The organism is Paraburkholderia sp. DD10, assembly GCF_049177125.1.
Classification (GTDB): domain Bacteria; phylum Pseudomonadota; class Gammaproteobacteria; order Burkholderiales; family Burkholderiaceae; genus Paraburkholderia; species Paraburkholderia terricola.
The window spans coordinates 303,958-327,404 of the sequence record NZ_CP185392.1 but is presented as its reverse complement, the minus strand read 5'-3'; the positions used below and the strand labels follow the sequence as shown (position 1 = coordinate 327,404).

22 protein-coding genes are annotated in these 23,447 nt (G+C 62.7%); 11 read left to right on the top strand and 11 right to left on the bottom strand.

What is annotated here, in order from left to right; all coding sequences use genetic code 11:
• Positions 1–42: 42 nt before the first annotated feature.
• The 4 genes from ACOCG7_RS01560 to ACOCG7_RS01545 form a co-directional block, all read right to left on the bottom strand.
• Complete coding sequence (locus ACOCG7_RS01560) at positions 43–1,371, bottom strand: MFS transporter (RefSeq protein ID WP_421376583.1); 1,329 nt, start codon at positions 1,369–1,371, stop codon at positions 43–45.
• A gap of 183 nt (positions 1,372–1,554) precedes the next feature.
• Positions 1,555–1,791, bottom strand: a complete 237-nt coding sequence (locus ACOCG7_RS01555) for a DUF2783 domain-containing protein (RefSeq protein WP_083082100.1) — start codon at positions 1,789–1,791, stop codon at positions 1,555–1,557.
• 44 nt (positions 1,792–1,835) lie between these two features.
• Positions 1,836–3,545: an FAD-dependent oxidoreductase gene (locus ACOCG7_RS01550; RefSeq protein WP_421376581.1), complete on the bottom strand. Its 1,710-nt coding sequence runs from the start codon at positions 3,543–3,545 to the stop codon at positions 1,836–1,838.
• 41 nt (positions 3,546–3,586) lie between these two features.
• A complete protein-coding gene (locus ACOCG7_RS01545) occupies positions 3,587–4,546 on the bottom strand; it encodes an MBL fold metallo-hydrolase (protein WP_083082097.1) in 960 nt (319 codons plus the stop codon).
• A 236-nt stretch (positions 4,547–4,782) separates the two neighbouring features.
• Between ACOCG7_RS01545 and ACOCG7_RS01540 the strand changes: the two genes are divergently transcribed.
• Positions 4,783–5,682: an IclR family transcriptional regulator gene (locus ACOCG7_RS01540; RefSeq protein WP_083082095.1), complete on the top strand. Its 900-nt coding sequence runs from the start codon at positions 4,783–4,785 to the stop codon at positions 5,680–5,682.
• Entirely contained in the window at positions 5,679–6,581 is a 903-nt protein-coding gene (locus ACOCG7_RS01535) for an IclR family transcriptional regulator (protein ID WP_083082065.1), read from the top strand. The genes ACOCG7_RS01540 and ACOCG7_RS01535 overlap by 4 nt, the downstream gene beginning before the upstream one ends.
• A 133-nt stretch (positions 6,582–6,714) precedes the next feature.
• Here the strand turns inward: ACOCG7_RS01535 and ACOCG7_RS01530 are convergent, their stop codons facing one another.
• The 3 genes from ACOCG7_RS01530 to ACOCG7_RS01520 form a co-directional block, all read right to left on the bottom strand.
• Complete coding sequence (locus tag ACOCG7_RS01530) at positions 6,715–7,578, bottom strand: MurR/RpiR family transcriptional regulator (RefSeq protein WP_083082063.1); 864 nt, start codon at positions 7,576–7,578, stop codon at positions 6,715–6,717.
• A gap of 94 nt (positions 7,579–7,672) precedes the next feature.
• Complete coding sequence (locus tag ACOCG7_RS01525; protein ID WP_083082061.1) at positions 7,673–8,755, bottom strand: ABC transporter ATP-binding protein; 1,083 nt, start codon at positions 8,753–8,755, stop codon at positions 7,673–7,675.
• Between the two features lie 63 nt (positions 8,756–8,818).
• Entirely contained in the window at positions 8,819–9,592 is a 774-nt protein-coding gene (locus ACOCG7_RS01520; RefSeq protein ID WP_083082060.1) for an SDR family oxidoreductase, read from the bottom strand.
• Positions 9,593–10,026: 434 nt separating this feature from the next.
• Between ACOCG7_RS01520 and ACOCG7_RS01515 the strand changes: the two genes are divergently transcribed.
• From ACOCG7_RS01515 to ACOCG7_RS01485, 7 genes are all read left to right on the top strand, one after another.
• Positions 10,027–11,259 carry an ABC transporter substrate-binding protein gene (locus ACOCG7_RS01515; protein WP_083082058.1) on the top strand — a complete coding sequence of 411 codons (1,233 nt, stop codon included), beginning with the start codon at positions 10,027–10,029 and terminating at the stop codon, positions 11,257–11,259.
• Positions 11,260–11,422: 163 nt separating this feature from the next.
• Positions 11,423–12,313 (top strand): carbohydrate ABC transporter permease, encoded by an 891-nt coding sequence (locus tag ACOCG7_RS01510; protein WP_083082056.1) that lies wholly within the window; start codon positions 11,423–11,425, stop codon positions 12,311–12,313.
• Positions 12,310–13,161 carry a carbohydrate ABC transporter permease gene (locus ACOCG7_RS01505; protein WP_421376576.1) on the top strand — a complete coding sequence of 284 codons (852 nt, stop codon included), beginning with the start codon at positions 12,310–12,312 and terminating at the stop codon, positions 13,159–13,161. Before ACOCG7_RS01510 ends, ACOCG7_RS01505 begins: the two co-directional genes overlap by 4 nt.
• 691 nt (positions 13,162–13,852) lie before the next feature.
• The gene (locus ACOCG7_RS01500) at positions 13,853–14,323 is read left to right on the top strand and encodes a hypothetical protein (RefSeq protein ID WP_421377666.1); all 471 of its coding nucleotides are present in this window, start codon (positions 13,853–13,855) and stop codon (positions 14,321–14,323) included.
• Positions 14,324–14,600: 277 nt separating this feature from the next.
• Positions 14,601–15,491: a LysR family transcriptional regulator gene (locus ACOCG7_RS01495; protein ID WP_421376574.1), complete on the top strand. Its 891-nt coding sequence runs from the start codon at positions 14,601–14,603 to the stop codon at positions 15,489–15,491.
• Positions 15,492–15,655: 164 nt separating this feature from the next.
• On the top strand, positions 15,656–16,822 hold the full coding sequence (locus tag ACOCG7_RS01490; protein ID WP_421376572.1) for a CaiB/BaiF CoA transferase family protein: 1,167 nt from the start codon (positions 15,656–15,658) through the stop codon (positions 16,820–16,822).
• The gene (locus ACOCG7_RS01485) at positions 16,819–17,580 is read left to right on the top strand and encodes an enoyl-CoA hydratase (RefSeq protein ID WP_421376570.1); all 762 of its coding nucleotides are present in this window, start codon (positions 16,819–16,821) and stop codon (positions 17,578–17,580) included. Before ACOCG7_RS01490 ends, ACOCG7_RS01485 begins: the two co-directional genes overlap by 4 nt.
• Here ACOCG7_RS01485 and ACOCG7_RS01480 read toward each other — a convergent pair.
• On the bottom strand, positions 17,558–18,151 hold the full coding sequence (locus ACOCG7_RS01480) for a nucleoside 2-deoxyribosyltransferase (RefSeq protein ID WP_421376568.1): 594 nt from the start codon (positions 18,149–18,151) through the stop codon (positions 17,558–17,560). The two genes, ACOCG7_RS01485 and ACOCG7_RS01480, sit on opposite strands and share 23 nt — an antisense overlap.
• Before the next feature lie 191 nt (positions 18,152–18,342).
• Here ACOCG7_RS01480 and ACOCG7_RS01475 point away from each other — a divergent pair, with 191 nt between their 5' ends.
• Together ACOCG7_RS01475 and ACOCG7_RS01470 are read left to right on the top strand one after the other, a co-directional pair.
• Positions 18,343–18,777, top strand: coding sequence for a YeeE/YedE family protein (locus ACOCG7_RS01475; protein ID WP_083082044.1), 435 nt, complete (start codon positions 18,343–18,345; stop codon positions 18,775–18,777).
• A 1-nt stretch (position 18,778) separates the two neighbouring features.
• On the top strand, positions 18,779–19,213 hold the full coding sequence (locus ACOCG7_RS01470) for a YeeE/YedE family protein (RefSeq protein WP_083082042.1): 435 nt from the start codon (positions 18,779–18,781) through the stop codon (positions 19,211–19,213).
• Positions 19,214–19,440: 227 nt separating this feature from the next.
• On the opposite strand, the gene ACOCG7_RS01465 is transcribed toward ACOCG7_RS01470, so the two are convergent.
• From ACOCG7_RS01465 to ACOCG7_RS01455, 3 genes are all read right to left on the bottom strand, one after another.
• A complete protein-coding gene (locus ACOCG7_RS01465; RefSeq protein ID WP_083082040.1) occupies positions 19,441–19,881 on the bottom strand; it encodes a hypothetical protein in 441 nt (146 codons plus the stop codon).
• A 209-nt stretch (positions 19,882–20,090) separates the two neighbouring features.
• Positions 20,091–21,782: a purple acid phosphatase family protein gene (locus ACOCG7_RS01460; protein ID WP_083082038.1), complete on the bottom strand. Its 1,692-nt coding sequence runs from the start codon at positions 21,780–21,782 to the stop codon at positions 20,091–20,093.
• A 243-nt stretch (positions 21,783–22,025) separates the two neighbouring features.
• A complete protein-coding gene (locus tag ACOCG7_RS01455) occupies positions 22,026–23,378 on the bottom strand; it encodes an MFS transporter (protein ID WP_083083035.1) in 1,353 nt (450 codons plus the stop codon).
• Between the last annotated feature and the right edge of the window lie 69 nt (positions 23,379–23,447).

Sequence of the window (23,447 nt, the reverse complement as noted above, 5' to 3'; positions counted from 1 at the left end):
ATCGCGACTCTACCCGAACTGACGCCCGAAGCCACTCGATCTTTAGATGCGCTTCATCTCCTTCGGCACGCCGATCAGCAATGCAGCGCCGCTGACGAACAGCAACGCGGTCAACACATAAAGCGCGTTATCCATGCTGCCGGTGTGCGTCTTGATGAGACCGATCACCCAAGGGCTCACGATGCCGCTCGTAATGCCGATGCTGCTGATCAACGCAATCCCGGCCGCGGCCACGGTGCCCGACAGATAGCTCGACGGCACCGTCCAGAAGATCGGCAGCGCGGCGAAGATCAACACCGCGGCCAGCGAGAGAATCGCGAGCATCGCCGGGAAGCTGCTCAGATGCAGCGTCAACAGCGAGAGTGCGATGCCACCGCCGATCGTGCACGCCGCAAAATGGCGGCGGCGTTCGCCGCGGCGATCCGAGTGACGCGCAATCAGAATCAGCCCCACCGCGCCGACAGCGTTCGGAACCACGCTATACAGGCTGATCGCCAATACGTCGTGAATGCCGAAGTCGCGAATCATCAGCGGCATCCAGAAGCTCAGCGTCAACGACGCACACGTCAGCGAGAAATAGATGAACGCGAACAGATAAACCCGCGGATTGCGCAGCGCCTGGATGAGCGCACGCGACGAATGCGCGCCGGAGATCGGCCGGCGGTCCTCGTCACGTTGCGCGATCAGTTGCGCTTTTTCCTCGGCGTTGAGCCAGCTTGCGTGCTGCGGGCCGTCCACCAGATAGAACGCCGCGATCAGACCCAGCACGATGGCGGGCGCACCTTCGATGATGAACATCCACTGCCAGCCGAACATGCCCCACACGCCGCCCATGTCGCGCATGATCCAGCCGGACACCAGTCCGCCGAGCACGCCGGCCACCGCGACGCCCGCGAAGAAGATCGACAGCACCGCCGCACGCCTGCGCGCCGGATACCAGTAAGTCAGATACAGCACGATGCCGGGAAAGAAGCCCGCTTCGAATACGCCCAGCATGAAGCGCAGCAAATAGAAGTGCGCGGGCTTCGACACCAGCATCATGCCGACCGACGCGACGCCCCACAGCAGCATGATCCGCGTGAACGTGCGGCGTGCGCCGAAACGCGCGAGCAGCAAGTTGCTCGGCACTTCGCAGAGCACGTAGCCGACGTAGAACACCGCCGCGCCGAGACCGTACATTGCGTCGCTAAAACCGAGGTCATGCTTCATCTGCAATTGCGCGAAGCCGATATTGATGCGGTCGAGAAACGACACCACGTAGCAGACGAATAGAAACGGAATGATCCGCAGCGAGACCTTGCGATACAGCAGATCGTCGTGCGCAGCAGCGGATGCGCCCGGCTTGAGCGCGGGGGCGAGGGATTGGCTCATCGGTTATCTCCAAACGTGAGGGTCCAACGGACCCGCTGGGTCCGGCGTCTTGATGCGCCGCGTTGTGTCTTCTGCTGGAACGGCAGGCGTTGGCGCGGATGCGCAGCGCTGCCGTGGTGGAATGCGCGTGAGCTTTGAAATGGCCACGCGCGTGCTTGCTCTCCTGGTCGCTACGTTGCCGGCTTACGCCGCCAAAGGATGCGCTTCGCCGCCGCGCGGCGACGTGTCTGCCGCGCCTTCGTGCGCGTAACGCATGGCTTCGAGCAGCGTCGCGTGATCGCCGATATGGTTGGCGAGCAACAGGATCAGTTGCGCATTGGCCGACTGGCTCTGCGCGTCGTCCAGATCGCGATGCATGTCGATCAGCGCCTCGTAGAAATCGTCGGGGCGTTCGAGATTGGGTCGCGTGTTCAGTGCCATGTTCGTCTCCTGCTATTTTCTATTCGTGCTTTTGCGTGCTGTTTTCAGGCGGTGCCTTCGACGCACAATGCGCGCTTCAATGCATGCGCCACGGCGTCCACGTCGAGTTGCCGCCAACGCGCGCAGACGTGCTGGTCCGGGCGGATCAGATAGAACGTGCCGGGTTTCGCGTCGTAGCGCGCGCTTGCAAGACCTTCGGCGTCGTGCACGATTTGCACGCCGGTGGAGGACGCGGCCTTTGCATTGCCGCTCGTCACTACAACGAGCTTCAACGGAATCGGACTCGCTTGCAACGCATCCAACGCGGCCTGCGTCGCGTGATCGATGCCTTGCTCACCGCGGAACAACACGCCGGTGAACTGCTGGCCGAGTTGCTGCAACAGCCACGCCGGTTGTCCTTCCTGCTGCACAGGCGCATCGACGCACGACGCGCCCGGCACCATCGCGCCTTCGAAGCTGTCGCTGTCCGCGGTATTCAGCGGGGAATCGCGCAACACCGCCGGCACGGAGAGCCGGCCGCTATTCGTCAACTGCCGCGCAAACGGATGATGGCGCGCGAGCTTCAGCACGGCGTCGCGGAACACGCGGCTCACCGGGCTTTTCGGCGTAATGAAATCGGTTGAGCGCGTGGAGTTGCGGATGTTCTCGTCGGCGGCGAATTCGCGCTCGCTTGCATAGGTATCGAGCAAGGTGTCCGGCGCTTTGCCTTCGAGCACCATCGCCAGTTTCCAGGCGAGATTTTCAGCATCCTGCACGCCGCTATTCGCGCCGCGCGCGCCGAACGGCGACACGCCGTGCGCGGAATCGCCCGCGAACAGCACGTTGCCGTGCCGGAAACGCTCCATGCGCAAGCACGAAAACGTATAGACGCTCACCCATTCCAGTTCGAACTTCGCGTCCGGTCCGAGCAAGGCGCGCACACGCGGAATCACGCGCTCCGGCGTTTTTTCCAGTACAGGGTCAGCGTCCCAGCCGAGCTGGAAATCGATCCGCCACACGTTGTCCGGTTGACGATGCAACAAGACCGACTGATTCGGATGAAACGGCGGATCGAACCAGAACCAGCGCTCGGTCGGAAAGTCCGCTTCCATTTTCACGTCGGCAATCAGGAAGCGATCCTTGAACGTGACGCCCTTGCTGTCGAGTCCCAGCAGATTGCGGATTGGACTGCGCGAACCGTCGGCGGCGACGACATAACGGCCGCGCAGATCATATGGACCGTCGGGTGTGTCGATCGTCAGCGAGACGCCGGCGTCTCGAGCACCCGGCGCACCGTTCTGCGCTACACCGACAACCTTGCTCTTCCAGCGGATCTCGATGTTCGGCATTTCCTGCGCACGTTCGAGCAGGAAACCTTCGACGTAATACTGTTGAAGGTTGATGAACGCGGGCCGATTGTGACCCGCCTCCGGTTGCAGATTGAACGTGTACACCAGCTCGTCTTTCAGGAACACCTTGCCGACATTCCAGCTAATGCCCTTGTCCACCATGCGCTGACCGCAGCCCAGGCGATCGAAGATATCGAGCGAGCGCTTCGAGAAACAGATCGCCCGCGAACCAGTGGACAGCGAGCAATCGTCGTCGACCAGCACGACCGGCACGCCCTGCTGCGCAAGGTCGATCGCGGTGGCGAGACCCACCGGGCCCGCGCCGACCACGATCACGGGATAGGCCGCCTGGCCCGCGCCGCCGCGCTCGGACTGCTCGCGGCACGGCTTGTATTCGAACGACAGCGTCTGGTAGTTGGTGCTCATGTTGTGTCTCCGTCCTTCTCTACTCTGGTGCGCTTTTCTTATCAGGCTTGCAGCGCGTCCCACATTTCCTTGTCGCGCTGCGCGGTCCAGATGCGCGGATGCGTGATGCCGCTGGCTTCGTCGAACGCACGCGAGACGTCGAACGGCAGGCAATGCTCATAGATGAACACATGGCCGAACTTCGGATCCATTGCCTTGCGCGTGTGCGCCATCGCGGCCTTCAGATCGAGCTTCTGTTCGACGGCTTCACGGCCCTGTTGCAGCAGCGTGGTGACGAAGTCCTTCGTGTAATCGAGGCCTTTGTCGACGTCTTCCGGCGTGGTCAGCGCGGGGCCGCGGCCCGGCACCAGCTTGTCCGCTTTTAGCGCGCGCAGCGCTTCGAGCGTGGCCGGCCATTGTTCGAGCTGCGCGTCGCCGCAATAGCACGCCGCGTCGTACTCGACCAGGTCACCGGAGAACAGCACCTTCTGCGACGGCAGCCACACCACCGTGTCGCCCTTCGTATGGCCGGCGCCCAGATGCGCGATGCGCACTTCGAGCTTGCCGAGGAACAGTGTCATTTCCTTTTCGAACACGAGCGTCGGCCACGTCAAGCCGGGCACCGTTTCGACGCCGGCGAACAAACGCGGGAAGCGTTCGATTTCCGACTTCATATCCGCTTCGCCGCGCTCGACGATCATTTCGTAGGTGCCGCGGCTCGCGATCACCTCTTGCGCGCCTTCCTTGAAATACGCGGAGGCGCCGAGCACGCGCACCGCGTGGTAATGCGAGAGCACGACGTATTTGATCGGTTTATCCGTGACGCTGCGGATGCGGGCGATGAGGTCTTGCGCCATCGCCGGCGTGGCGGTGGTGTCGACGATCAGCACGCCGTCGTCGCCGATGATCACGCCGGAATTCGGATCGCCCTCGGCGGTGTACGCGTAGGCGTTCTCGGACAATTGCGTCCATGTGACTTTCTTGACTTCCAGATCGGCCTGGGATGCGAATGCCTTTGCCATGCTTGTCTCCCTCGAGAATTGGATATGAGGCGAGACGGCCGACCGCGCGCGACTGCGCTGGCTGCGGTATTGGAGGATTGTCTCGCCCCGTTTTGACTCTGTGACTGCGCCGGTATGTCGGGGTGAATGCATCTTATGGCTGCGTCCGTTTATTTGTCAATAGCGAAGTGTATCGCCATACGCAAATTCATCGAGGACTAAAGATGAGGACAGGAAGACGCACGCCTTCGGTTAACATGAACCCTTTTTCACAGACGAGCTCGGGTGTGAGCAAAGCAGCGAAACCAGCCACCGGCAAAAACGCCGGCGGCAACGAGACGGCGGACGGCGGCAAGACGCAGCGCGGCATTCAGAGCGTCGAGGTCGGTGGCCGCGTGTTGCTGGCGCTCGCGCAGGCGCGCGGTCCGCTGGCGTTGTCGGATCTCGCCGCCGCCGCACAGATCGCGCCGGGGCAGGCGCATGCGTATCTGGTGAGTTTGAGCCGCTTAGGTCTGATCAAACGCGACGAGTTATCCGGCCGATACGAACCGGGGCCGCTTTCCTTGCGGCTCGGTTTGCTGCATCTGGAGAATCAGCCGGCGTTTCGCGCCGCCGTGCCGCGCGTGGCGGCGTTGGCCGAAGCGATCGGCTTGAGCGTCGCGATTTGCATTGCGGGACCGCAAGGGCCGACCATCGTTCGCTATGAACATGCGGGGTTTCCGTTGCACGTGAATCTGCATGTGGGCACGGTGATGTCGCTGCCGGCCACGTCGACGGGTCGCGTGTTTTGCGCTTATCTGCCGCGCGAGGCGGTTGAGGCGATGTGGGCGAATCAGTCGGGCGGGGCGTCGTCAGGGAAAATCGCGGCCATGATGCCGGCCGATGAACGCGCCGCTTTTGAGGCGACGCTGGTCGCGATTCGCACGCGCGGACTGGAAACCAGCGTGGATGCGCCGAGTCCGGGCATCAGCAGTTTGAGTGCGCCGGTGCTGGATACCGACGGCCGCTTATCGCTCGCGTTGACCGTGATCGGCTCGACCGGCGCGATCGACGTCGCGGCCGATGGTGCGATCGCTCGCGCGTTGCTCGCCGCGGCTCATGACATCGGCGCCGAGTTGGCGGCAGCGCCTTCCTTATTGGCTACTTCCGCATCGTGACTGATTCTCTCGACACTTCGCACACCGCCGCCGCTTCCACGGATACGAAACCGCAGCGCGGCATTCAATCGCTCGATAGCACGGGCGAGCTGCTCGCGGCGCTGGTCGCGGCCGCGCGGCCCTTGACCTTGCGCGACCTGGCGGCGGCTGCGGGCATGCCGCCGGCGAAGGCGTTTCCGCATCTGGTGAGTCTGCTGAAAATCGGCTTGCTCGATCGCGATGCGGCGGGCTGTTTCCTGGCGGGGCCGCTTGCGCTGGAGCTTGGGTTGATCGGCTTGCAGCGCTTGTCGCCGACGCGGGAGGCCGAGCCGGAAGTGGTGGAACTGGCGGCGTCGACGGCGATGAGCGTCGCGATGGCCGTGCTCGGGCCGCTCGGGCCAACCGTCGTGCGGCTCGAGGAATCGGCGCGGCCGCTGCATGTGAGCTTGCGGGTCGGCACCGTGATGTCGCTGGTGAATACGGCGATTGGACGCGTGTTCGCGGCCTATGTCGCGGACGATGTGCGCGTTGGGCTGTTGGCGCAGGATCATTTGCGGCTGGCGGGGGCTCAGGCTGCCGAGGTTTTCGTGGGGAAGGTGCTTGACGATCCGGCGGCGCTGAAAGGCGCAGGTCGTAAGAACGCCGCGCCACCGCTGCCGCAGTTGAGCAAAGCCTACGCGCAGCGCCTTGCGCAAATCCGCGCGGACGGCATCGATACTGCTCTCAGCCGCCCTGTGCCTGGTATCGACACGCTGGCCGCGCCGGTGTTCGACCATACCGGCAGCATTTGCCTCGTGCTCGCGCTGATGGGGCCGAGCGGCAGCTTCGATAGCGAGCCGGCCGGTGCGCCAGCGCAGACGTTGCGGGCGGCGGCGTCGAGGTTGTCGCGGCGGTTTGGGTGGATGGCGGGGGCGGGGTGAACGCTTGCCAGGCAGGCGGCGGCTGGCGGAAACAATCGTTTTGGCAGTCGAATAATCGAATGGCGTAAACCGCACCCTTCTCACACGGCTGGCTCGCTCATTCCGAACAACCGACTAAACGCCACTCACCGCATCAATCCCCCGCCGCCTCCGGCTCATGCGACGCCAACCGCGCTTTCGCATGCCGCACCTTCTCCAGGGTTTTGGGACCCGCTTTAAGCGCGACGCCGATAGCCAGCGCATCCATGATGCACAAATGCACGAGCCGCGACACGCCCGGCGTGTTCGGATCAATCGGACTCGGCACGCGCAATAACAGCGGAATATCGACCAGCCACGCCAACCGCGAACCGACATTAGTCAGCGCAATCGTGGTCGCCCCACGCTCTTTGGCGATCTGAATGCTTTCATTCACTTCGACGCTGCGCCCCGAATGCGAAATCGCAAAGGCCACATCGCCCGGCTCCATCAGCCCCGCATAAAGCCGCTGCAAATGGCCGTCGGTAAAAGCCGTCGACGCGATATCGAGCCGCAAGAACCTCAACGCCGCATCCTGCGCAACGAGCCCCGACCCCGAGCCGACGCCAAAGAAAAACACCCGCCGCGCGCTCGACAACGCCGCAATCGCACTCTCGACCACCGCCGGATCGAGCGCAGCTTGCGCATGCGTGATTCCATCGACGGCAGCCTCGCCGACCTTGTCGATCAACGTCTTCACATCGTCGTCACGCGCGACCGCCGTGGACGCATACGGCACCCCGCCCGCCACGCTCTGCGCCAGTTGCATCTTGAAGTCGCGCAAACCATGCGCACCGATCGCGCGACAAAACCGCGTAACGGAAGGCTCGGAAACCTCCGCGCGCTGCGCGAGTTCAGTGATGCTCGCGCGCATCGCGAAGTCGACATCGCTCAGCACCATCTCGGCGACCTTGCGCTCGGCGGGCCGCAGATTAGCCAGTGCGCTGCGGATGTGAGGAATCAAGTTCGGTGCGGACACCCGGTGTTCCTTATGGGTTAAATGAATCCGCGTCGCGTCGCAGCTTCAATCACTTTCATTCGGCTCGAATCATGCTCGAGCGGCAACGCGCGGTTCAGACCAGCCTGCGTCCACTCTGCGTATCGAACAGATGAATATGCTCGGCCGGCAGACGCAGCGTGACGCGCTGACCGGGCTCGACCTTCGAGCGCTGGCGAGTCGTCACGCACCACATGCCGCCGCCTATTTTCCCGTACAAGTGGGTCTCGGCGCCAGTCGGCTCGACGACTTCCACTGCCATCGTGGCGTCCGGCGTTTGCGTCATGGTCTCGATGTGTTCGGGCCGCACGCCGAGCGTGACCTTCGCGCCGACCACCGCCGACGCGGGCGCGCCCTCCAGCACGATCTCGCCGCCGTCGTTCAGTTTCAACGCGAGGCCCTGCCCTTGCGCGCGACGCTCCAGCACGCCTTCGGCGAAATTCATCGACGGCGAACCAAGAAAGCTCGCGACGAACAGGTTCGCCGGATGGTCATACAGTTCCAACGGACGCCCGATCTGCTCGATCCGCCCCGCGTTCATCACGACGATGCGATCGGCCATCGTCATCGCTTCGATCTGGTCGTGCGTGACGTAGATCACCGTGTTCTTCAACCGCTGATGCAGTGCCTTGATTTCCGTGCGCATCTGCACGCGCAATTTCGCGTCGAGATTGGACAGCGGTTCGTCGAACAGGAACAGCGACGGTTCGCGCACCACCGCGCGCCCCATTGCCACACGTTGCCGCTGACCACCGGAAAGCGCACGCGGCAAGCGGTCCAGATAACCGCCGAGGTTCAGCATCTTCGCGGCGGCTTCAATGCGCGGCTTGAAATTCGCCGCCGCTTCCTTGCGAATCCGCGGCCCGAAAGCAATGTTCTCGTAGACCGAAAGATGCGGATAAAGCGCGTAGCTCTGAAACACCATCGAGATATTGCGCTGCTGCGGCGGCAGCGTATTCGCACGCGTGCCGCCGATCATCAGATCGCCGCCGCTGATTTCCTCGAGCCCCGCCACCATGCGCATCAGCGTGCTCTTGCCGCAGCCCGACGGACCGACGAGCACGACGAACTCGCCGTCGTCGATATGCAGATCGATGCCGTGCACCACTTGCGTGTCGCCATAGCGTTTGAAGATGCCGCTCAGTTGCACTGCTGCCATGCTGTCCTCATCGTCGTGCTTCGTTGGTTCCACTTCGCGCGGGGTTCGACGTGCTCAAACCTCTTACAGCGATTCGAGCGTCAGTTCTTCCGCCATCAGACGATTGCCCGCCATCAGGCCGCCGTCGACCGGCAACGCGACGCCGGTAATCACCCGCGCCATCGGCGACGCAAGGAACAACACCGCATCCGCGATATCGTCAGGCGTCGCGAAGTCGCGCAACGGGTACCACTTCTTCAGATCCTCGAACACTTGCGGGTTTCGATCGACGCGCGCCTGCCACGCTTGCGTCTTCACCGTGCCCGGACAGACGATATTCGCGCGAATCCCGTAGCGGCCGAGTTCAACCGCGAGCGCCTTCGTGTAACTGATGAGCCCGGCCTTCGCCGCGCTATACGCCGGATGACCGAGCGCGGCCATGCCGTTCACCGAGCCGATCAACACGAGCGCGCCCTGGCGCCGCTCGATCATCGACGCGCGCACCGCTTCCACCGTGTGATACGTGCCGTTCAGATTCAAATGAATGTCGCGTTGCCAGCTCGCGGCATCGGTTGTGGCGAGCGTGAGCCCTTCCGCCGCGCCCGCGTTGGCGACCAGCACGTCCACCGGACCGCGCGACTTGACCGCGCCGGCCACCGCTTGCTGCACCGCGGCGGCGTCGCAGAGATCGGCTGTAATCGGCGTGACGTGCGCCGCGCCGAGTTGCGCGGCCAAGCCGTGAAGCGCGACCGCGTCGATGTCGAGCGCGAGCACCGTATCGCCCTGCTCCACGAAACGCCTGCACAACACGCTGCCGATGCCGCCGCAAGCGCCCGTGACCAACACCACACGATTCATGTCTGCCCTCGCTCCTGATTCGCTGCCGGGGATCGCATCTGGCCTGTAAATTTATTACACACTGACTTTCAATGCGGTTGCCTAGCCATCCCGAAGATTGGGTATCCGTGACTTCGCGCAATACAGAATACCCCTTGGTTTAGAGCATCTTATGCACAAACACGGCTGAGAAGAAATATCGCAGACCCTACGTGACAAGCTATTTTGCGTCCTGTAGGATTTTTTCAAACAATTCAACCGCAGCGGCCGGCGACGGCAGCGGACCACCCCCAACCATCGTTGGATGGACCGGCGTAAGCGTTAAAGCACTAACTCCGATCGACACGTTGGTTGGGACCGGAGTAAACGCTCAAGCGCTAACTCCGATCGACACCGCTGGTTGGGACCGGAGTAAGCGCTAAAGCGCTAACTCCGATCGACACAGGAGAGAGAGAATGTCGTTGCATGCCCGTGCTTCCCTCGCGCTAGGCAAAGTTGCCGTGGCGCTCGCGTTTGCAGGTATCGCCGTGGCGGCTCATGCCGACACGGTCCGCGTCACCGTCGCGCATTACAGCGACGCCACCGCGCCGTACTTCGAAAAAATGGCCCGCAACTTCGAGAAGGCCAATCCCGGCACGACCATCAAGATCGAAGACGTGAACTGGGACACGCTGCAACAGAAACTCCAAACCGACATTTCCGGTGGCGCCAACGCCGACCTCGCGATCGTCGGCACGCGCTGGCTGCTCGACTTCGTGAAGGACGACGTCGCCGAACCGCTCGACGGCTACATGGACGCGAGCTTCAAGGGCCGCTTCATCGGCCCGTTCCTCGCACCGGGCGAAATCAACGGCAAGGTGTACGGCTTGCCGATCGCCGCATCCGCGCGCGCGCTCTATTACAACAAAGACCTGCTCGCGAAGGTCGGCTATCCCGACGGCCCGAAAACCTGGAACGACGTGATAGAAGCGTCGAAGAAACTGAAGGCTCAAGGCGTTGCCGGCTTCGGCCTGCAAGGCAAGGAAATCGAAACGGACGTCTACTATTACTACGCGCTGTGGACCAACGGCGGCGACGTCGTCGGCAAGGACAGCAAGGCCGCGTTCAATTCGGCGGCCGGCATCAAGGCGGCCACGCTCTATAAGACGATGATCGATCAGGGTCTGACGCAACCGGGCGTGACCGGCTTCAGCCGCGAGGACGTGCAGAACCTGTTCAAGCAGGGCCGCGTCGCGATGATGATCTCCGCGCCGTTCCTCGCGAAGCAGATCAAGAAGGAAGCGCCGAACCTGAAGTACGGCATCGATCCGATTCCGATGGGCACGACGCACGCCACCTATGCGGTGACGGACTCGATCGTGATGTTCAAGAACTCCAAGGTGAAGAAGTCCGCGTGGAAGTTCCTCGACTATCTGTTCACGAAAGAACCGCGTGTGGAGTTCACGACGACCGAAGGCTTCCTGCCGACCACCAAGGCGGAATCGAGCGATCCGGCGTTCAACGATCCCGACACCAAGGCTTTCGTCGCGTTGCTGCCGACGGCCCGCTTCGCACCGACCGTGACCGGCTGGGAAGACACCGCGAAGGCCGTGACCGATGCGATGCAATCGGTCTACCTGGGCAAGGCGAAACCGGCGGATGCGTTGAACGCGGCGGCCACGCAAGCGAACAAGTCGCTCGGTCATTGATCGCTGTGTGGTTGCGCAGCGATTTCTTTGTAAGTTGCTGAACACGAAACGCGCGCCGCCGTTGCGAAGGCGGCGCGCGTTTCGCTCGTATTGCACGAATGCAGTATCCGGCCCATCCCGTCGCGTGCGCTGATTGACGCACGCCTCTTACGATCGAGCACGCATGAGCCGTTCCGCTTCTTCGCGCCTGCAAGCGCCCTGGTTGCTGATTGCGCCGAGCCTGGTGTTGGCGCTGTTCATCATCAGCTATCCGATTTTCAACATCGTGTGGCAATCGCTGCACGAGGTATCGCGCTTCGGCGCGATTCGCGGCTTCACCGGTCTGCAAAACTTCTACACCGTCTTTACCGATCCCACGTTTCTCTCGGCGGCTCGCCGGACGATTGTCTGGACCGTGTTCGTGGTGGGCGGCACGGTGTTGATTTCGGTGCCGGTTGCGCTGGTGCTGAATCAGGATTTCCATGGACGCGGCGTGGCGCGCACGATCGTGATGCTGCCGTGGTCCGTCTCGCTGACAATGACCGCCGTCGTGTGGCGCTGGTCCTTCAACGATGACTACGGCATGGTCAACGTGACGTTGCAGCGCTTGGGGTTGATCAACGGCCCGATCCATTGGCTGGCGACGCCGGAGCTCGCGTTTCCCGTGGAGATCGCGGTGGGCATTCTGGTGTCGATTCCCTTTACGGTGACGATTCTGCTGGGCGGGTTGTCGTCGGTGCCGGGCGATATTTACGAAGCGGCGCGCATGGATGGCGCGAGCGCCTGGCAGCAGTTTCGCAAGCTGACGATGCCGCTGTTGCGGCCGTTCATCAACATGGCGATTCTGTTGAACGTGATCTATGTGTTCAACTCGTTTCCGATTATCTGGGTCATGACGCAAGGCGGGCCGGATAACAGCACGCATATTCTCGTCACGTATCTGTACGAGCTAGGATTCCGGCTGGGGCGTCCCGGCGAAGCCGCGGCGGTGTCGCTGATCATGCTCGTCATGCTGTTCGTTTTTTCGATCGCCTATCTGCGCTTGCAGCCCGCGAAAGAAGGAGATCCGATATGAGCCTCAGCTTGAAGACCAAGCGCTCGCTGTGGTGCTGGTTGGCGTTGTCGCCGCTGGTTGTGGTGGTGTTGTTTCCGTTTGCCGTGATGTTGTTTACTGCGTTGAAGCCGGCTTCGGAAATCTTTGTTTATCCGGCGCGGTGGTTGCCGGTGCATTGGCAGTGGAGCAATTTTGTCGATATGTGGAAGGCGGCTAATTTCGGTGTGGCTTTGCGGAACAGCACCGTGATCAGTTTGCTGTCGACGTTGCTTGCGCTGGCGGTGAGCTTGCCGTCGGCTTATGCGTTGGCGCGGTTTCCGTTTCGCGGGCGAGGGTTGTATCGACAGTTTCTTCTGGTGACGCAGATGTTGTCGCCGATCTTGCTGGTGGTGGGCCTGTTCCGGCTCGCCGCGATGATTCCTTATGGCGATGGGAATCTGGTTGACTCCAAGATTGGGGTTATCGTTTCTTATGCGGCTTTTAATATCGCATTTGCTGTTTGGATGTTGTCTTCTTACTTTCAGACTGTGCCGCGAGATCTCGAGGAAGCGGCTTGGCTCGAGGGGTGCGGGAGGACGAGGGCTGTTTTCCAGGTGTTCTTGCCGTTAGCCGTGCCTGCGATTGTCGTTACAGCGATCTTTACTTTTATCAATGCGTGGAATGAGTTTGCTGTTGTTTATACGTTGATTCGGTCGCCGGAGAATAAGACGCTTACCGTGCAAGTGACTGATATGGTCGCAGGGAAGTATGTTGTCGAGTGGCATCTTGTGATGGCCGCCACGCTTTGTGCGACTTTGCCGGTCTCGGTGGTGTTTGCGTGGTTGCAGAGGTATTTGGTTAAGGGGTTGGCGTTGGGAGGGGTGAAGTAGGGGTCTTTATTGCCGTGGTTGAAGGTCTCGCGTTTTTCAGCGGTTCAGCAAGGCAATGAGGATCCATGCGATGAACAACGCGATGATGAAACTCGCCACGAGCAGCACGCCCACTATTACGTCTTTCATGCCCTTCAACGCCCACGGCGCCGAATAGGCGGAAAAGCGGCGCGAGTAGCCGATAGCCGTTCTCGCTGTACAACCAATCCAGAAGCGGGCTAATCCTCGTGATGCCCAAAAGACCGGCACAGTTAGCCGAGGCCAATAGGACGCGCAGCAGTACCTTTTCTTAGAAACTTGAGAACTAACTGGGATTATTTAAGAAATACGGCATCCGAGCATGCAGTGCTTTTGACGCGAGCCCGCCAATCAAATCCTTATCCAATCAGCGAAACCCGACCATTTATCCCACCCAGTTGAACATTACCCTCTCACCCCGCTTATAATCACCAAGCCCTCGGAAAAACACCCAAGGGCCGGGTTTGGAAGCCTGTTGTTCTAACCGCACATCCGCCCACGCGGGTCGTGCGTCTACCCTGCACGTCCTCAACAATGGGCGGGCCGTGGTGGGAGAGCCGCGAGGCTCGCCGGCTCGTTAGAACACCGGTCTTCCAATCCCATCACGTGCCCGCTCACCACCTTAAAGCGAGTGTCGGGCACCCCAAAGCAAGTCAAAAAGGGAGATCGCATCATGACCAAAACCACAAAACGACAACCCGCATCACGCCCGCCAGTCGACGCACTCCAATACGAAAAGCTCGCCCTATCCGCCTTCGACTTATGCGACCGGCAGATGAGCAAACTGGAAACGCTAGTCGCCCTCGCGGCCACGCTCTGTAAAAACCCGGCAATCACCAGCGACGAACGTCGCCGCCAGCGAACCATGCTCGAATTACTCGTCCAAACAGGCGAGCAATACCAGCAGGAACTTGCCTGCGACCGCGAACTTTTTCAGGTCATCGCCCTGGACGCCAAGGGCATCGCTCACACGCGCATCACGGCCGGCCAGGCCACGCGCCTACTCGCGGACGCGTCGAAGATAGCGGCGGAAACCCCGGCGCCGGCCAAAACCACGCCACGCAAACGCACGCCCGTCAAAGTCAAAAGCGCGTCGAGCGTGAGCGCGGACATCGCGCGTCAGCCGATCCGACTCAAGCACTAACGCACCACCCGCGCCCAACGTCCCGGACAAACAAACGAAAGAGAAGCGACAAACGCCAATCCGTCCAGACCTCAAGCCGGCGAGAAAACCGCAAAACAGCCCGCGGATCGATACCCCCTTTATCGACGCGGGCTCACCAATGCCCACGCACTCAGCCCAACTCCACCCCCGGCTATCATGTGCAAAACGCGGCATCGCGGAACAACACCCGGCGCGTCCAGCGCCGCACCAAAACCACCCAACGCCCAAGCCCGAAAAGCCACGCCCGGAGCCCCCGTTGAAATTCGACACCACCACCGTCCGACTGATCCTCGCCATCGTGGAAGAAGGCAGCATCTCCCGCGCCGCCGACAAGCTCGGCCTCGCGGTAGCGGCCGCCTCCCGCCGCGTGTCGGACCTCGAAGAACAACTCGGCGCCAAGCTGTTCAAGCGCGTGCCGCACGGCGTCGAAGTCACAGAATCGGGCGCGAAGCTGCTGCAATACGTCCGGCAAATCGACAACCTCATCGACCGCCTCGAAGGCGACGCACAAGCGCTCAATCATGGCCTCGACGGGCGCATCATCATCGGCGCGCCGAAGGCCGTCGTCATCCAGTTTCTGGCGCGCGAGATTGCCGACATTCAGCGCAAGTATCCCGGCATCACGTTGAAGATCGTCGAGGAGAACAGCAAGATCGTGCAGCAACTGCTGCGCGATAAAGTGATCGACGTGGGCATCTACGAAAAGAAAAGCGGCTTTCTCGATCTCGCCAAATCGCCGTACAAGAAAGACCGCCTGGTGCTGGTCTATAGCCGCGCGCATTTCCAGTTTCACGACGACCCGGTCGGCATCGACGATATCCTCGACCTTCCCATCGTAAGCCTCGGCAAAGGCTCGGCGGTTCTATCCGCGGTGCAACGCGCGTATCGCAGCCGCGGGCGGCTGTTCCCCGACAATTTCACCGTCAGCGGCTTCGACACCATGCTCGCGATGGTGCGTCATGGCCTCGGCGTCGGCTTGATGCCGCCCGACGTCTTAAGCAGTTTCCATCCCGAGAAAGCGCTTGCAGCGGCGGAACTCCAGGGCGACTGGCACCAGCGCGGCTACGTTCTCTCCTTCGTCGAGGGGCACGCGCAGGAACAGACGCTGCGCAACGTCGTCGCCGAATTGCTCGGCAAACCCGCGTAGTCGACAAACCCTCTCCGGTTTCGCGAGCCACGAAACCAGACATGACCCAGCCATTCTTGCGGCGACCCTGTCAGTAGCGGACAGTGAGGCAAAGAGCCGGCGACCGCGTCCAAAGCGTGATCGACCGGTTCACGAAACTCACTGCCCTACAGAGGAACCCCGCAATGAGCGAATCGAAGCATCTGCCGCTGCAAGACATCCGCGTGCTGGACGTGAGCCAGGTCATGGCGGGCCCGTTCGCCTGCATGCTGCTGGCGGACCTGGGCGCGGACGTCATCAAGGTGGAGCCGCCCGAAGGCGATCAGACGCGCGGCGCAATGGGCTTCAAGATGAAGGGGCCCGACAGCCTGGGCTTCCTGAACCTGAACCGCAACAAGCGCTCGGTGACGCTGGACCTCAAGAGCGAAGAAGGTCGCGAACTCTTCTACAAGCTCGCCAGGACCGCTGACGTAATCATCGAAAACTATCGGCCCGGCGTGGTGCAGCGCCTGCGTATCGATTACGAAACGATCAGGGCAATCAACCCGAAGATCGTCTACGTCAGCATTTCCGGCTTCGGACAAAGCGGGCCGTGGGCCTCGCGCCCAGGCTTCGACCTCATGGCGCAAGCCATGTCCGGCGTCATGAGCGTGACCGGCTACAAGGGCGGCAAACCCGTCAAGGCCGGCGTGCCCGTCGCGGACATCGGCTGCGCGCTGTTCGCGGTGTACGGTCTGTTGTCGGCGTATATCGGCGCGCAGAAAACGGGCGAGGGTCAGCACATCGACGCGTCGCTGTTCGATTCGGTCATGGCCTTCTCGATCTGGGACATGTCGGATTACTGGGGCACCGGCGTGCCGCCGACGCCGCTCGGCACCAGCAACAAGATGAGCGCGCCCTATCAGGCGGTCAAGGCGCGCGACGGCTACTTCGTGATGGGCGCGACGAATCAGAAGCTTTGGACGAAGCTGTGTGAACTGCTGGAGCGCCCGGACCTCATCCATCACGCGGACTATGCAACCGTGTCGTTGCGCCTGAAGAATCGCGAAGCAATGATCGAAGTACTGGAGCACGAATTCGCCAGGCGCGACAGCGCCGACTGGATCGATGCGATGCTGGCCACCGGCATTCCGGCTGGCCCGATTCTGTCCTATCCCGAGGCGTTCGAAAGCGAGCACGCCAGGCACCGCGGCATGTGCATGGAGATCGACCATCCCAACGAAGGCAAGGTGAAGAACATCGGCTTTGCCGTCAAACTGCTCGGCACGCCGCCGCAAGTGCGTCGTCATCCGCCGCTATTGGGCGAGCACAACGACGAGATCTTTGCCGAAATCAACGGGACGGCGTCATGAGCGATCTAATCAAACTCACAGTGCATCCGTCAGGCGCGGCGGAGATCCTAATCGACCGCCCCGAGCGGCATAACGCGATGACGCTCGACATGTACGAGTCGCTACTCGCGTCGATCGGCGAGTGCGAACAAACCCGCGACGTGCGCTGCCTTCTGTTTCGCGGCGCGGGCGGCAAGTCTTTTATTTCCGGCACCGATATCGCGTACTTCAAAAACTTCCGCGACGGACGCGATGGCGTCGCCTACGAGGCGTTCGTCGAACGCGTGATCGATACGGTCGAACGCATTGCGATTCCGACGATCGCCGTGATCGACGGATGGGCCGTCGGCGGCGGCCTCGCACTCGCGACCGCGTGCGATTTCCGCCTTTGCACCGACGCTTCGCGCTTCGGCGCGCCGATCGCAAAGACGCTCTCCAACACGCTGTCGTCGCGCAACATCGCGCGGTTGCAGGCGGCGCTCGGCGTGCCGCGCGTCAAGAAGATGTTGTTGCTCGCCGATTACCTCACGGCGCAAGAGGCGTCGGCATGCGGCTTCGTCTATGACGTGTGCCCGCAAGACGCATTGCAAGACGCCGCTCATGCGCTCGCGCAGCGGCTCATCGCGCTTTCGCCGGTCACGCAAAAGGCCGTGAAGGAAAGCGTGCGCCGCATCGTCGTTGAACAGCGGCTCGATGACGAAGATCTGATCGAAGAGGTCTACGGCAGCGCCCGGTTCAAGGACGCCGTGATCGCCTTCACGTCGGCATCGCGTTCCTGAAAGCGCCGTACAAGGTCTTCGCGAGCGCGGTCATGTCATCGCCGCCCTCGCGAAGCGATGCAATTTCGGCGCCTCTCCTCAACGTTTCCTCGACTCTGCGCGCGCGATCCCGCGCAATGGCTTCATCAACGGCTTGCGGCAACGCCGACAGTCGATCGATCACGTCGAACTCGCCCAAGCCGGTCAGCATGGGATTGTCGGAACCACCGAGCATCGACCGCGCGTCGGCCTTGAAGAGCACGAGCGGCTTGCCCGCATGCCAGGCGAGCGACGCCTCGACCACCGTGCCCTCGTCGGCCACGCGTCCGTTCAGATTGGCGACGACCACATCGCAGCGCCTGAGCAACTGATACGTGTCGAGACTGAAAATCGCACGGTCGAGAATGCGCGCGGCTTCGTCAGCCGACGCGCCGAGTTTCTCCAGTTCCGGCTTCAGTCTCGCGAACTCCAGGCCGTCGCGATGCGGAAGGAAGGTCGCATAACCCGCGGCTTCCAGCGTGCGGGCGATCGAATCCATTTCCGCGCGCTCGGCGGCATTGAAGAGCGGGCCGGCGCAATAGGCTCGTGGCATCTTCCACGTCTCCTTGAGGGATGATCGAGACCGGCGGCAGGCGGTCCCTTCGAAGACACCGATTATAGGAGCGCACGCGCGCAGCCGACGCCACATTGACTATGACCGATATCGCCCGTTCGCACCGGCACATTGGAATACACTAGATTGCTTTCCAGCCTCTCCAGCGGCCAATTCAAACGACGCCAGAAATGAACATCGACCTCGCCCACTTCACGCCATTTCCTTCCCTCGTCGGCGGCTTGCTGATCGGTTTCTCGGCGGCGCTGCTCGTACTCGGCAACGGCCGCGTTGCAGGTATCAGCGGGATTCTGGGCGGTCTGCTCGACACGACGTCTCGTGATCGCTTGTGGCGCGCCGCATTCGTGCTCGGACTATTCGCCGCACCTTGGGCATTCAAGTTTTTCGCGTCGCTACCGGCGGTCACCATCGCGGCATCGCCGCCTGTGCTGATCGTGGCCGGCCTGCTCGTCGGCATCGGCACGCGCTATGCGTCCGGTTGCACCAGCGGTCATGGCGTATGCGGCCTCTCACGCGGATCGGTGCGATCGCTTGCCGCCACCGCGACGTTCATGGCCGCGGGCTTCCTCACCGTTTTCGTCACCCGTCATCTGCTGGGGCTTTGACATGCTGATTCTCAACGCGCTGCTCGCCGGGCTGATATTCGGCGTCGGTCTGATCGTTTCGGGCATGGCGAATCCCGCGAAGGTGCTGGGCTTTCTCGACCTCGCCGGCAACTGGGACGCGTCCTTGGCGTTCGTCATGGGCGGTGCGATCACTATCGGCGTGGTGGGTTTCGCGATTGCGCGCCGGCTCAAGCGCAGTGTGTTGGGTGCGCCGATGTCGTTGCCGAAGGCAACGCGTATCGACCGTCGCCTGCTTGCGGGCAGCGCACTGTTCGGCGCGGGTTGGGGGCTGGCGGGTTTCTGCCCTGGCCCCGCGCTTGTGAGCGCGGGCAGCGGCGAGCCCAAGGCGGTGCTGTTCGTCGCCGCCATGCTGGTTGGGATGCAGATTTTTTCTCTGCTTGAGAGACGCTTCGCCGGAACAGAGAAACCGGCCTGACTACCGTTCGAAGCGCCGACGCCGCCGTGGGATGGCCGCGACGCGTCAACTATCGGGAGATAGTTCATCGCAACCAACGCATCGTCCCGCTGAATTCTTTTCAAACGAAAACAGTCCGCTGCGAATGCGGAATTCGGTAACGGCAGCGCGTTCGCCCCAACTTGCTGAACATTTGCAGCGAGCCCGAGGTTTGCCCTCGAGCCAACCGCGCCGCCTTCACGTGCTGCTTAATCGTAGTGGCGATGCTTGTGACGGCGCTTGCCCGAACGGCTGCCGCGCGAATAGTCGTCCGCGTACGAGTTCGAGCGCGAGATGTTGCCGCCGAGCGCCGAGCCCGCGCCGCCGCCCACGGCTGCGCCGACCAGGCCACCCGTGCGGCCGCCCATCGCATTGCCTGCCGCCGTGCCCGCGCCGCCGCCCAGTGCGCCGCCGATGATGGCGCCCGTGCGTTCGCGGCGATTCGAGGTGACCGCGCCACCGGCGCCGCCGCCCACCGCACCGCCGATGACAGCGCCCGTGCTGCCGCCCACCGCGCCGCCCAGTGCGGCGCCAGCGACACCGCCGACCGCGCCGCCAAGCGCATTGTTCAAATCGCCGGCCACGGCCGACATCGATGCCGCAGCGGTGAGCGCTGCAATCGCAACCATCTGGATGAGTTTGTTCGACATAGTTAGGTCTTTCGTTTTTTAGGATGGCGCCGAGTATAACCGGCCATTCGAAAGCCCTCTGTAACTTGCCGCGTCTGGGTCCGTAAGAGGTGTAACAAAAATGATCGGGCGACCAGGTCGGCTCGCGCCCTGCCTGGCGCCCGGTTCGGGGCATCGGCGGGCCGCCGCCTTGACGCAGCGGCAGCGGCCCGCAGCGCTTCGACCAGACTTCAGCGCCGCCGCTTCTTCTTCAACTCGATCGTTTCGAACAGTTCATAGCTCTGCGTCGGCGTCTGATCCGCGCCGGGCGCGTGGTAGTAGTTCATCGTGATCGTCGTCTCACCGCCAGGCTGCCCCGGATCATGATCGAACACCGCAATGCCGTAGCCGGTTCCGGTATCGCGTTGCGCCGACCAGATCGCGTCTTCCACCGCGTCCGCACTGGCACGCACGAAGGTGCCCGCCGTCGTGCCGGGAGCCGGGCGGTTGGGCCGCGTGAAAATCCGCGCTTGCGGCATCCCCGTGCCGATATTCACGCCGTACACGTCGAGCGGCGCGCTGGTTCCGCCACCGCCGAGAATCAGGTGGATCGTGCCGTGGCTCGTATCGAATGTGGACGCCCCCGGCGACACCGCCGACATCACCGGCTTCGGCTGCAACGTATCGACCGGCCTTCCCGTGGCGATATCGGTGCCCTTGTTGTGATGGCAACCGCGCACGGGATAGCTGCGCTCGTAGTCGTGATCGTGGCCGCACAACACGAGATCGACGCCGTAGCGGTCGAACAGCGGCAGCCAGGCTTCGCGGATGCCCTTGTCCGAACCGTTGCCGGTTTTCGATGAACTCAGCGCGTCCTGGTGCATCTGCACGACGATCCAGTCCACCTCCTCGTCTTCGGCCGCGCGGCGCAGTGTCCTTTCGAGCCAGCGCGTTTGCTCGCCGTCGCTATAGCCGCGCACGTACAGCGACGTGCCCGGTTGAATCGGCGGATTGCCCGTGCTCGCAGCCGGCACCAGCGGACTCGGGCCGGCCACGAAAGCCGCCGCGTCCTGATAGACGACATCGTCGGCGTCGAGCGAAATGAACAGCACCGAACTCACGCGGAAGCTGTACCAGCGCCCCTGAAAACGCGTGTGATTGTCGGGCAGCGTGTAGCGCGCGAGATACGACGCGAGCCCTTGTTCGCCGTTGTGGAATTCGATTTCGTGATTGCCGGGGCACGGCATCCACGGGCGGTTCGACGCGGACGTCTGGCAGTTGTTGCCGAAGTCGCGCCACACCTCGGGCTGATGCGCCGGGTTCAGATTGGCGTAGCACAGGTCGCCGTTGAGCAGGTGGAACAGCGGCTGAAAACGCTCGACGGCCTGCACCGCGAAACGGCTTTGCGGCGACGACAGCACCCAGCCGGTGTTGGGCGTCGCGAGATCGCCGTAGCTCGTCCAGCGGAACGGCGCGCGGCCGCGCGGCGCGGTGCGGAAACTCGCGGTGAAAGGCTGCGCCGTGTTGCCGGCATTCTCGGCCGTCACCTCGTACTCGTAGCTCGTATCGGGCTTCAGATCGTGCAGACGCGCGTGATACGTGAACACGACCTCGCCGTTGAGGCCATCGGTATACGTGCTTTGAACGCCATGCACCGTGCGTTTCGCCTCGCCCACCGCGCCGATGCGCACATGCGGATTCACCGCCTGCGCCGGCGACGCCCACGACACGGTGACCTCGCGCGTCGGATCGTTGCCCCAGGTGAGATGGACCTGCTCGGGTGTGCCGTCGGGTGTGCCGCCTGCGGCCCGCGCCGTCGAGGAAAGCGTGCCCGCGGCGGTGGCGAGACTGGATGCGCCGGCCAGCTTCAAGAACCCGCGTCGCGAAACGATGCTGGCGCCCTGATCGGCCGCCGAAGCCTTATCGGTTTTTCTGTTCGACATGTCTGGTGTTTTGTACGGTGGTGGAAGGAGGTCGACGCGTACGTCGGCTGCACCGTGCAAAATGGACCGCGAGTGCATCGCTCTACTCGTGCGCGACGGATGTGACCGTTGATCCTAGTCGCGAAGCCATGACAAGCGGATGAAACGGCCCAACCTCTCAAGCAAGGCGAGGCGAGCGATGCAAACACCAGAGCGTTGCGGCGAGCGGAGACGCCGCGAACATGGGCCGCACAGCGCAAAAAGTTATATCGATCCCTTCGGCGCCGGCAACGCGCGGCGCACGACGAAGGTCATCGCGGCGGCGAACAGCAGCGTCGCCGCCAGGAAGTACAGACCGGCGGCGAGATTGCCCGTCGCGTCCTTGATGAGGCCGATGCCATACGGCCCGACGTAGCCGCCCAGGTTCGCGAGCGAATTGATCGTCGCGATGCCGACCGCCGCGCTTGCGCCCGTCAGGAACTGGCCGGGCAGCGCCCACACCACCGCCTGAATCGAATACAGCGAGAACGCCGTCAAGCAGATGAACAGGAATTGCAGCGCGGCCACATGCGTCCATGCGCTCGCGGCCATCGTGATCGCGGCCAGCGTCGAGACGACGACGATGTGCCAGTAACGCTCGCCCTTGCGGTCCGAATGACGCGGCACCAGAAACAAACCGGCAACCGCGAACAGATACGGCACGGCGGACAGCAAACCCGTGGTCGAGTCGCTGACGCCGAACGCCTTGATGATCGTCGGCAGCCACAGCGAGAGCCCATAGATGCTCAGCGGAAACGGCAGGAACAGCAGCGCGAGCAGCAACACGCGCTTGTCCTTCAGCGCGGCAAGCGGATTGCCATGCGGCTTCAACGCATACGACGCCGTGTCCACCGCGAGTTCGCGTTCGATCCATGCGCGATCCGCCGGTTCGAGCCAGCGCGCATTGGCCGGCGACTCGGGCAACAGACGCAGCGTGGGCACGCACAGCAGCACGGCGGGCAAGCCGCTCAACACGAACAGCGTCTGCCAGTTCGACATGCCGAGCGCGCCATGCGTCGACAGAACCAGGCCCGCAATCGGCCCGACGATGATGCCGGCGATCGGCTGCGCGAGCACCAGCAAGCCGATGATGCGCGCGCGATGGCGCATCGGAAACCACTTCGTGAGGAAATAAAGAATGCCGGGGTACAGCCCCGCTTCGGCGGCGCCGAGCAGAAAACGCAGCGTGTAGAAACTCGCCGGGCCGCGCACGAACGCCATCGCCATCGTGATGACGCCCCACGTGACCAGGATGCGGGCGAACCACACGCGCGCGCCGTACCGTTCGAGCGCAAGGTTGCTCGGCACTTCGCACAGGAAATAGCCGATGAAGAAGAGCCCCGCGCCCAGGCCATAAGCCGCGTCGCTCAGGCCGACCGCGGCGTTCATGTGCAGCTTCGCGAAGCCGACGACCGAGCGGTCGATATAGGCGACCACGTAGATCAACGCGAGGAACGGAATGAGCCGCCGCGTCAGCAGGCCGATGATGCGCTGTTCGTCGCGCGTCGCATCGCTCGACGGCGCACCCGCGATGGGAGCGGGCGCCGCGTGCTGCGCATGGGCGGTTTGTGTTGTCATGAGCATGTCTCCGGTTGGGCGGATTGCGCCGTGCAAGGCGGCAGCGTCGAACACCGCCGCCCGTGGCGT

What these genes read in the sequence shown, in the direction of transcription:
- ACOCG7_RS01510 (WP_083082056.1), top strand. Translation starts at nt 11,423, where the DNA reads ATGAGCCGTTCCGCTTCTTCGCGCCTGCAAGCGCCCTGGTTGCTGATT.
- ACOCG7_RS01485 (WP_421376570.1), top strand. Translation starts at nt 16,819, where the DNA reads ATGAGCGATCTAATCAAACTCACAGTGCATCCGTCAGGCGCGGCGGAG.
- ACOCG7_RS01515 (WP_083082058.1), top strand. Translation starts at nt 10,027, where the DNA reads ATGTCGTTGCATGCCCGTGCTTCCCTCGCGCTAGGCAAAGTTGCCGTG.
- ACOCG7_RS01475 (WP_083082044.1), top strand. Translation starts at nt 18,343, where the DNA reads ATGAACATCGACCTCGCCCACTTCACGCCATTTCCTTCCCTCGTCGGC.
- ACOCG7_RS01560 (WP_421376583.1), bottom strand. Translation starts at nt 1,371, where the DNA reads ATGAGCCAATCCCTCGCCCCCGCGCTCAAGCCGGGCGCATCCGCTGCT.
- ACOCG7_RS01505 (WP_421376576.1), top strand. Translation starts at nt 12,310, where the DNA reads ATGAGCCTCAGCTTGAAGACCAAGCGCTCGCTGTGGTGCTGGTTGGCG.
- ACOCG7_RS01470 (WP_083082042.1), top strand. Translation starts at nt 18,779, where the DNA reads ATGCTGATTCTCAACGCGCTGCTCGCCGGGCTGATATTCGGCGTCGGT.
- ACOCG7_RS01525 (WP_083082061.1), bottom strand. Translation starts at nt 8,755, where the DNA reads ATGGCAGCAGTGCAACTGAGCGGCATCTTCAAACGCTATGGCGACACG.
- ACOCG7_RS01555 (WP_083082100.1), bottom strand. Translation starts at nt 1,791, where the DNA reads ATGGCACTGAACACGCGACCCAATCTCGAACGCCCCGACGATTTCTAC.
- ACOCG7_RS01550 (WP_421376581.1), bottom strand. Translation starts at nt 3,545, where the DNA reads ATGAGCACCAACTACCAGACGCTGTCGTTCGAATACAAGCCGTGCCGC.
- ACOCG7_RS01465 (WP_083082040.1), bottom strand. Translation starts at nt 19,881, where the DNA reads ATGTCGAACAAACTCATCCAGATGGTTGCGATTGCAGCGCTCACCGCT.
- ACOCG7_RS01480 (WP_421376568.1), bottom strand. Translation starts at nt 18,151, where the DNA reads ATGCCACGAGCCTATTGCGCCGGCCCGCTCTTCAATGCCGCCGAGCGC.
- ACOCG7_RS01545 (WP_083082097.1), bottom strand. Translation starts at nt 4,546, where the DNA reads ATGGCAAAGGCATTCGCATCCCAGGCCGATCTGGAAGTCAAGAAAGTC.
- ACOCG7_RS01490 (WP_421376572.1), top strand. Translation starts at nt 15,656, where the DNA reads ATGAGCGAATCGAAGCATCTGCCGCTGCAAGACATCCGCGTGCTGGAC.
- ACOCG7_RS01460 (WP_083082038.1), bottom strand. Translation starts at nt 21,782, where the DNA reads ATGTCGAACAGAAAAACCGATAAGGCTTCGGCGGCCGATCAGGGCGCC.
- ACOCG7_RS01500 (WP_421377666.1), top strand. Translation starts at nt 13,853, where the DNA reads ATGACCAAAACCACAAAACGACAACCCGCATCACGCCCGCCAGTCGAC.
- ACOCG7_RS01540 (WP_083082095.1), top strand. Translation starts at nt 4,783, where the DNA reads ATGAACCCTTTTTCACAGACGAGCTCGGGTGTGAGCAAAGCAGCGAAA.
- ACOCG7_RS01455 (WP_083083035.1), bottom strand. Translation starts at nt 23,378, where the DNA reads ATGACAACACAAACCGCCCATGCGCAGCACGCGGCGCCCGCTCCCATC.
- ACOCG7_RS01520 (WP_083082060.1), bottom strand. Translation starts at nt 9,592, where the DNA reads ATGAATCGTGTGGTGTTGGTCACGGGCGCTTGCGGCGGCATCGGCAGC.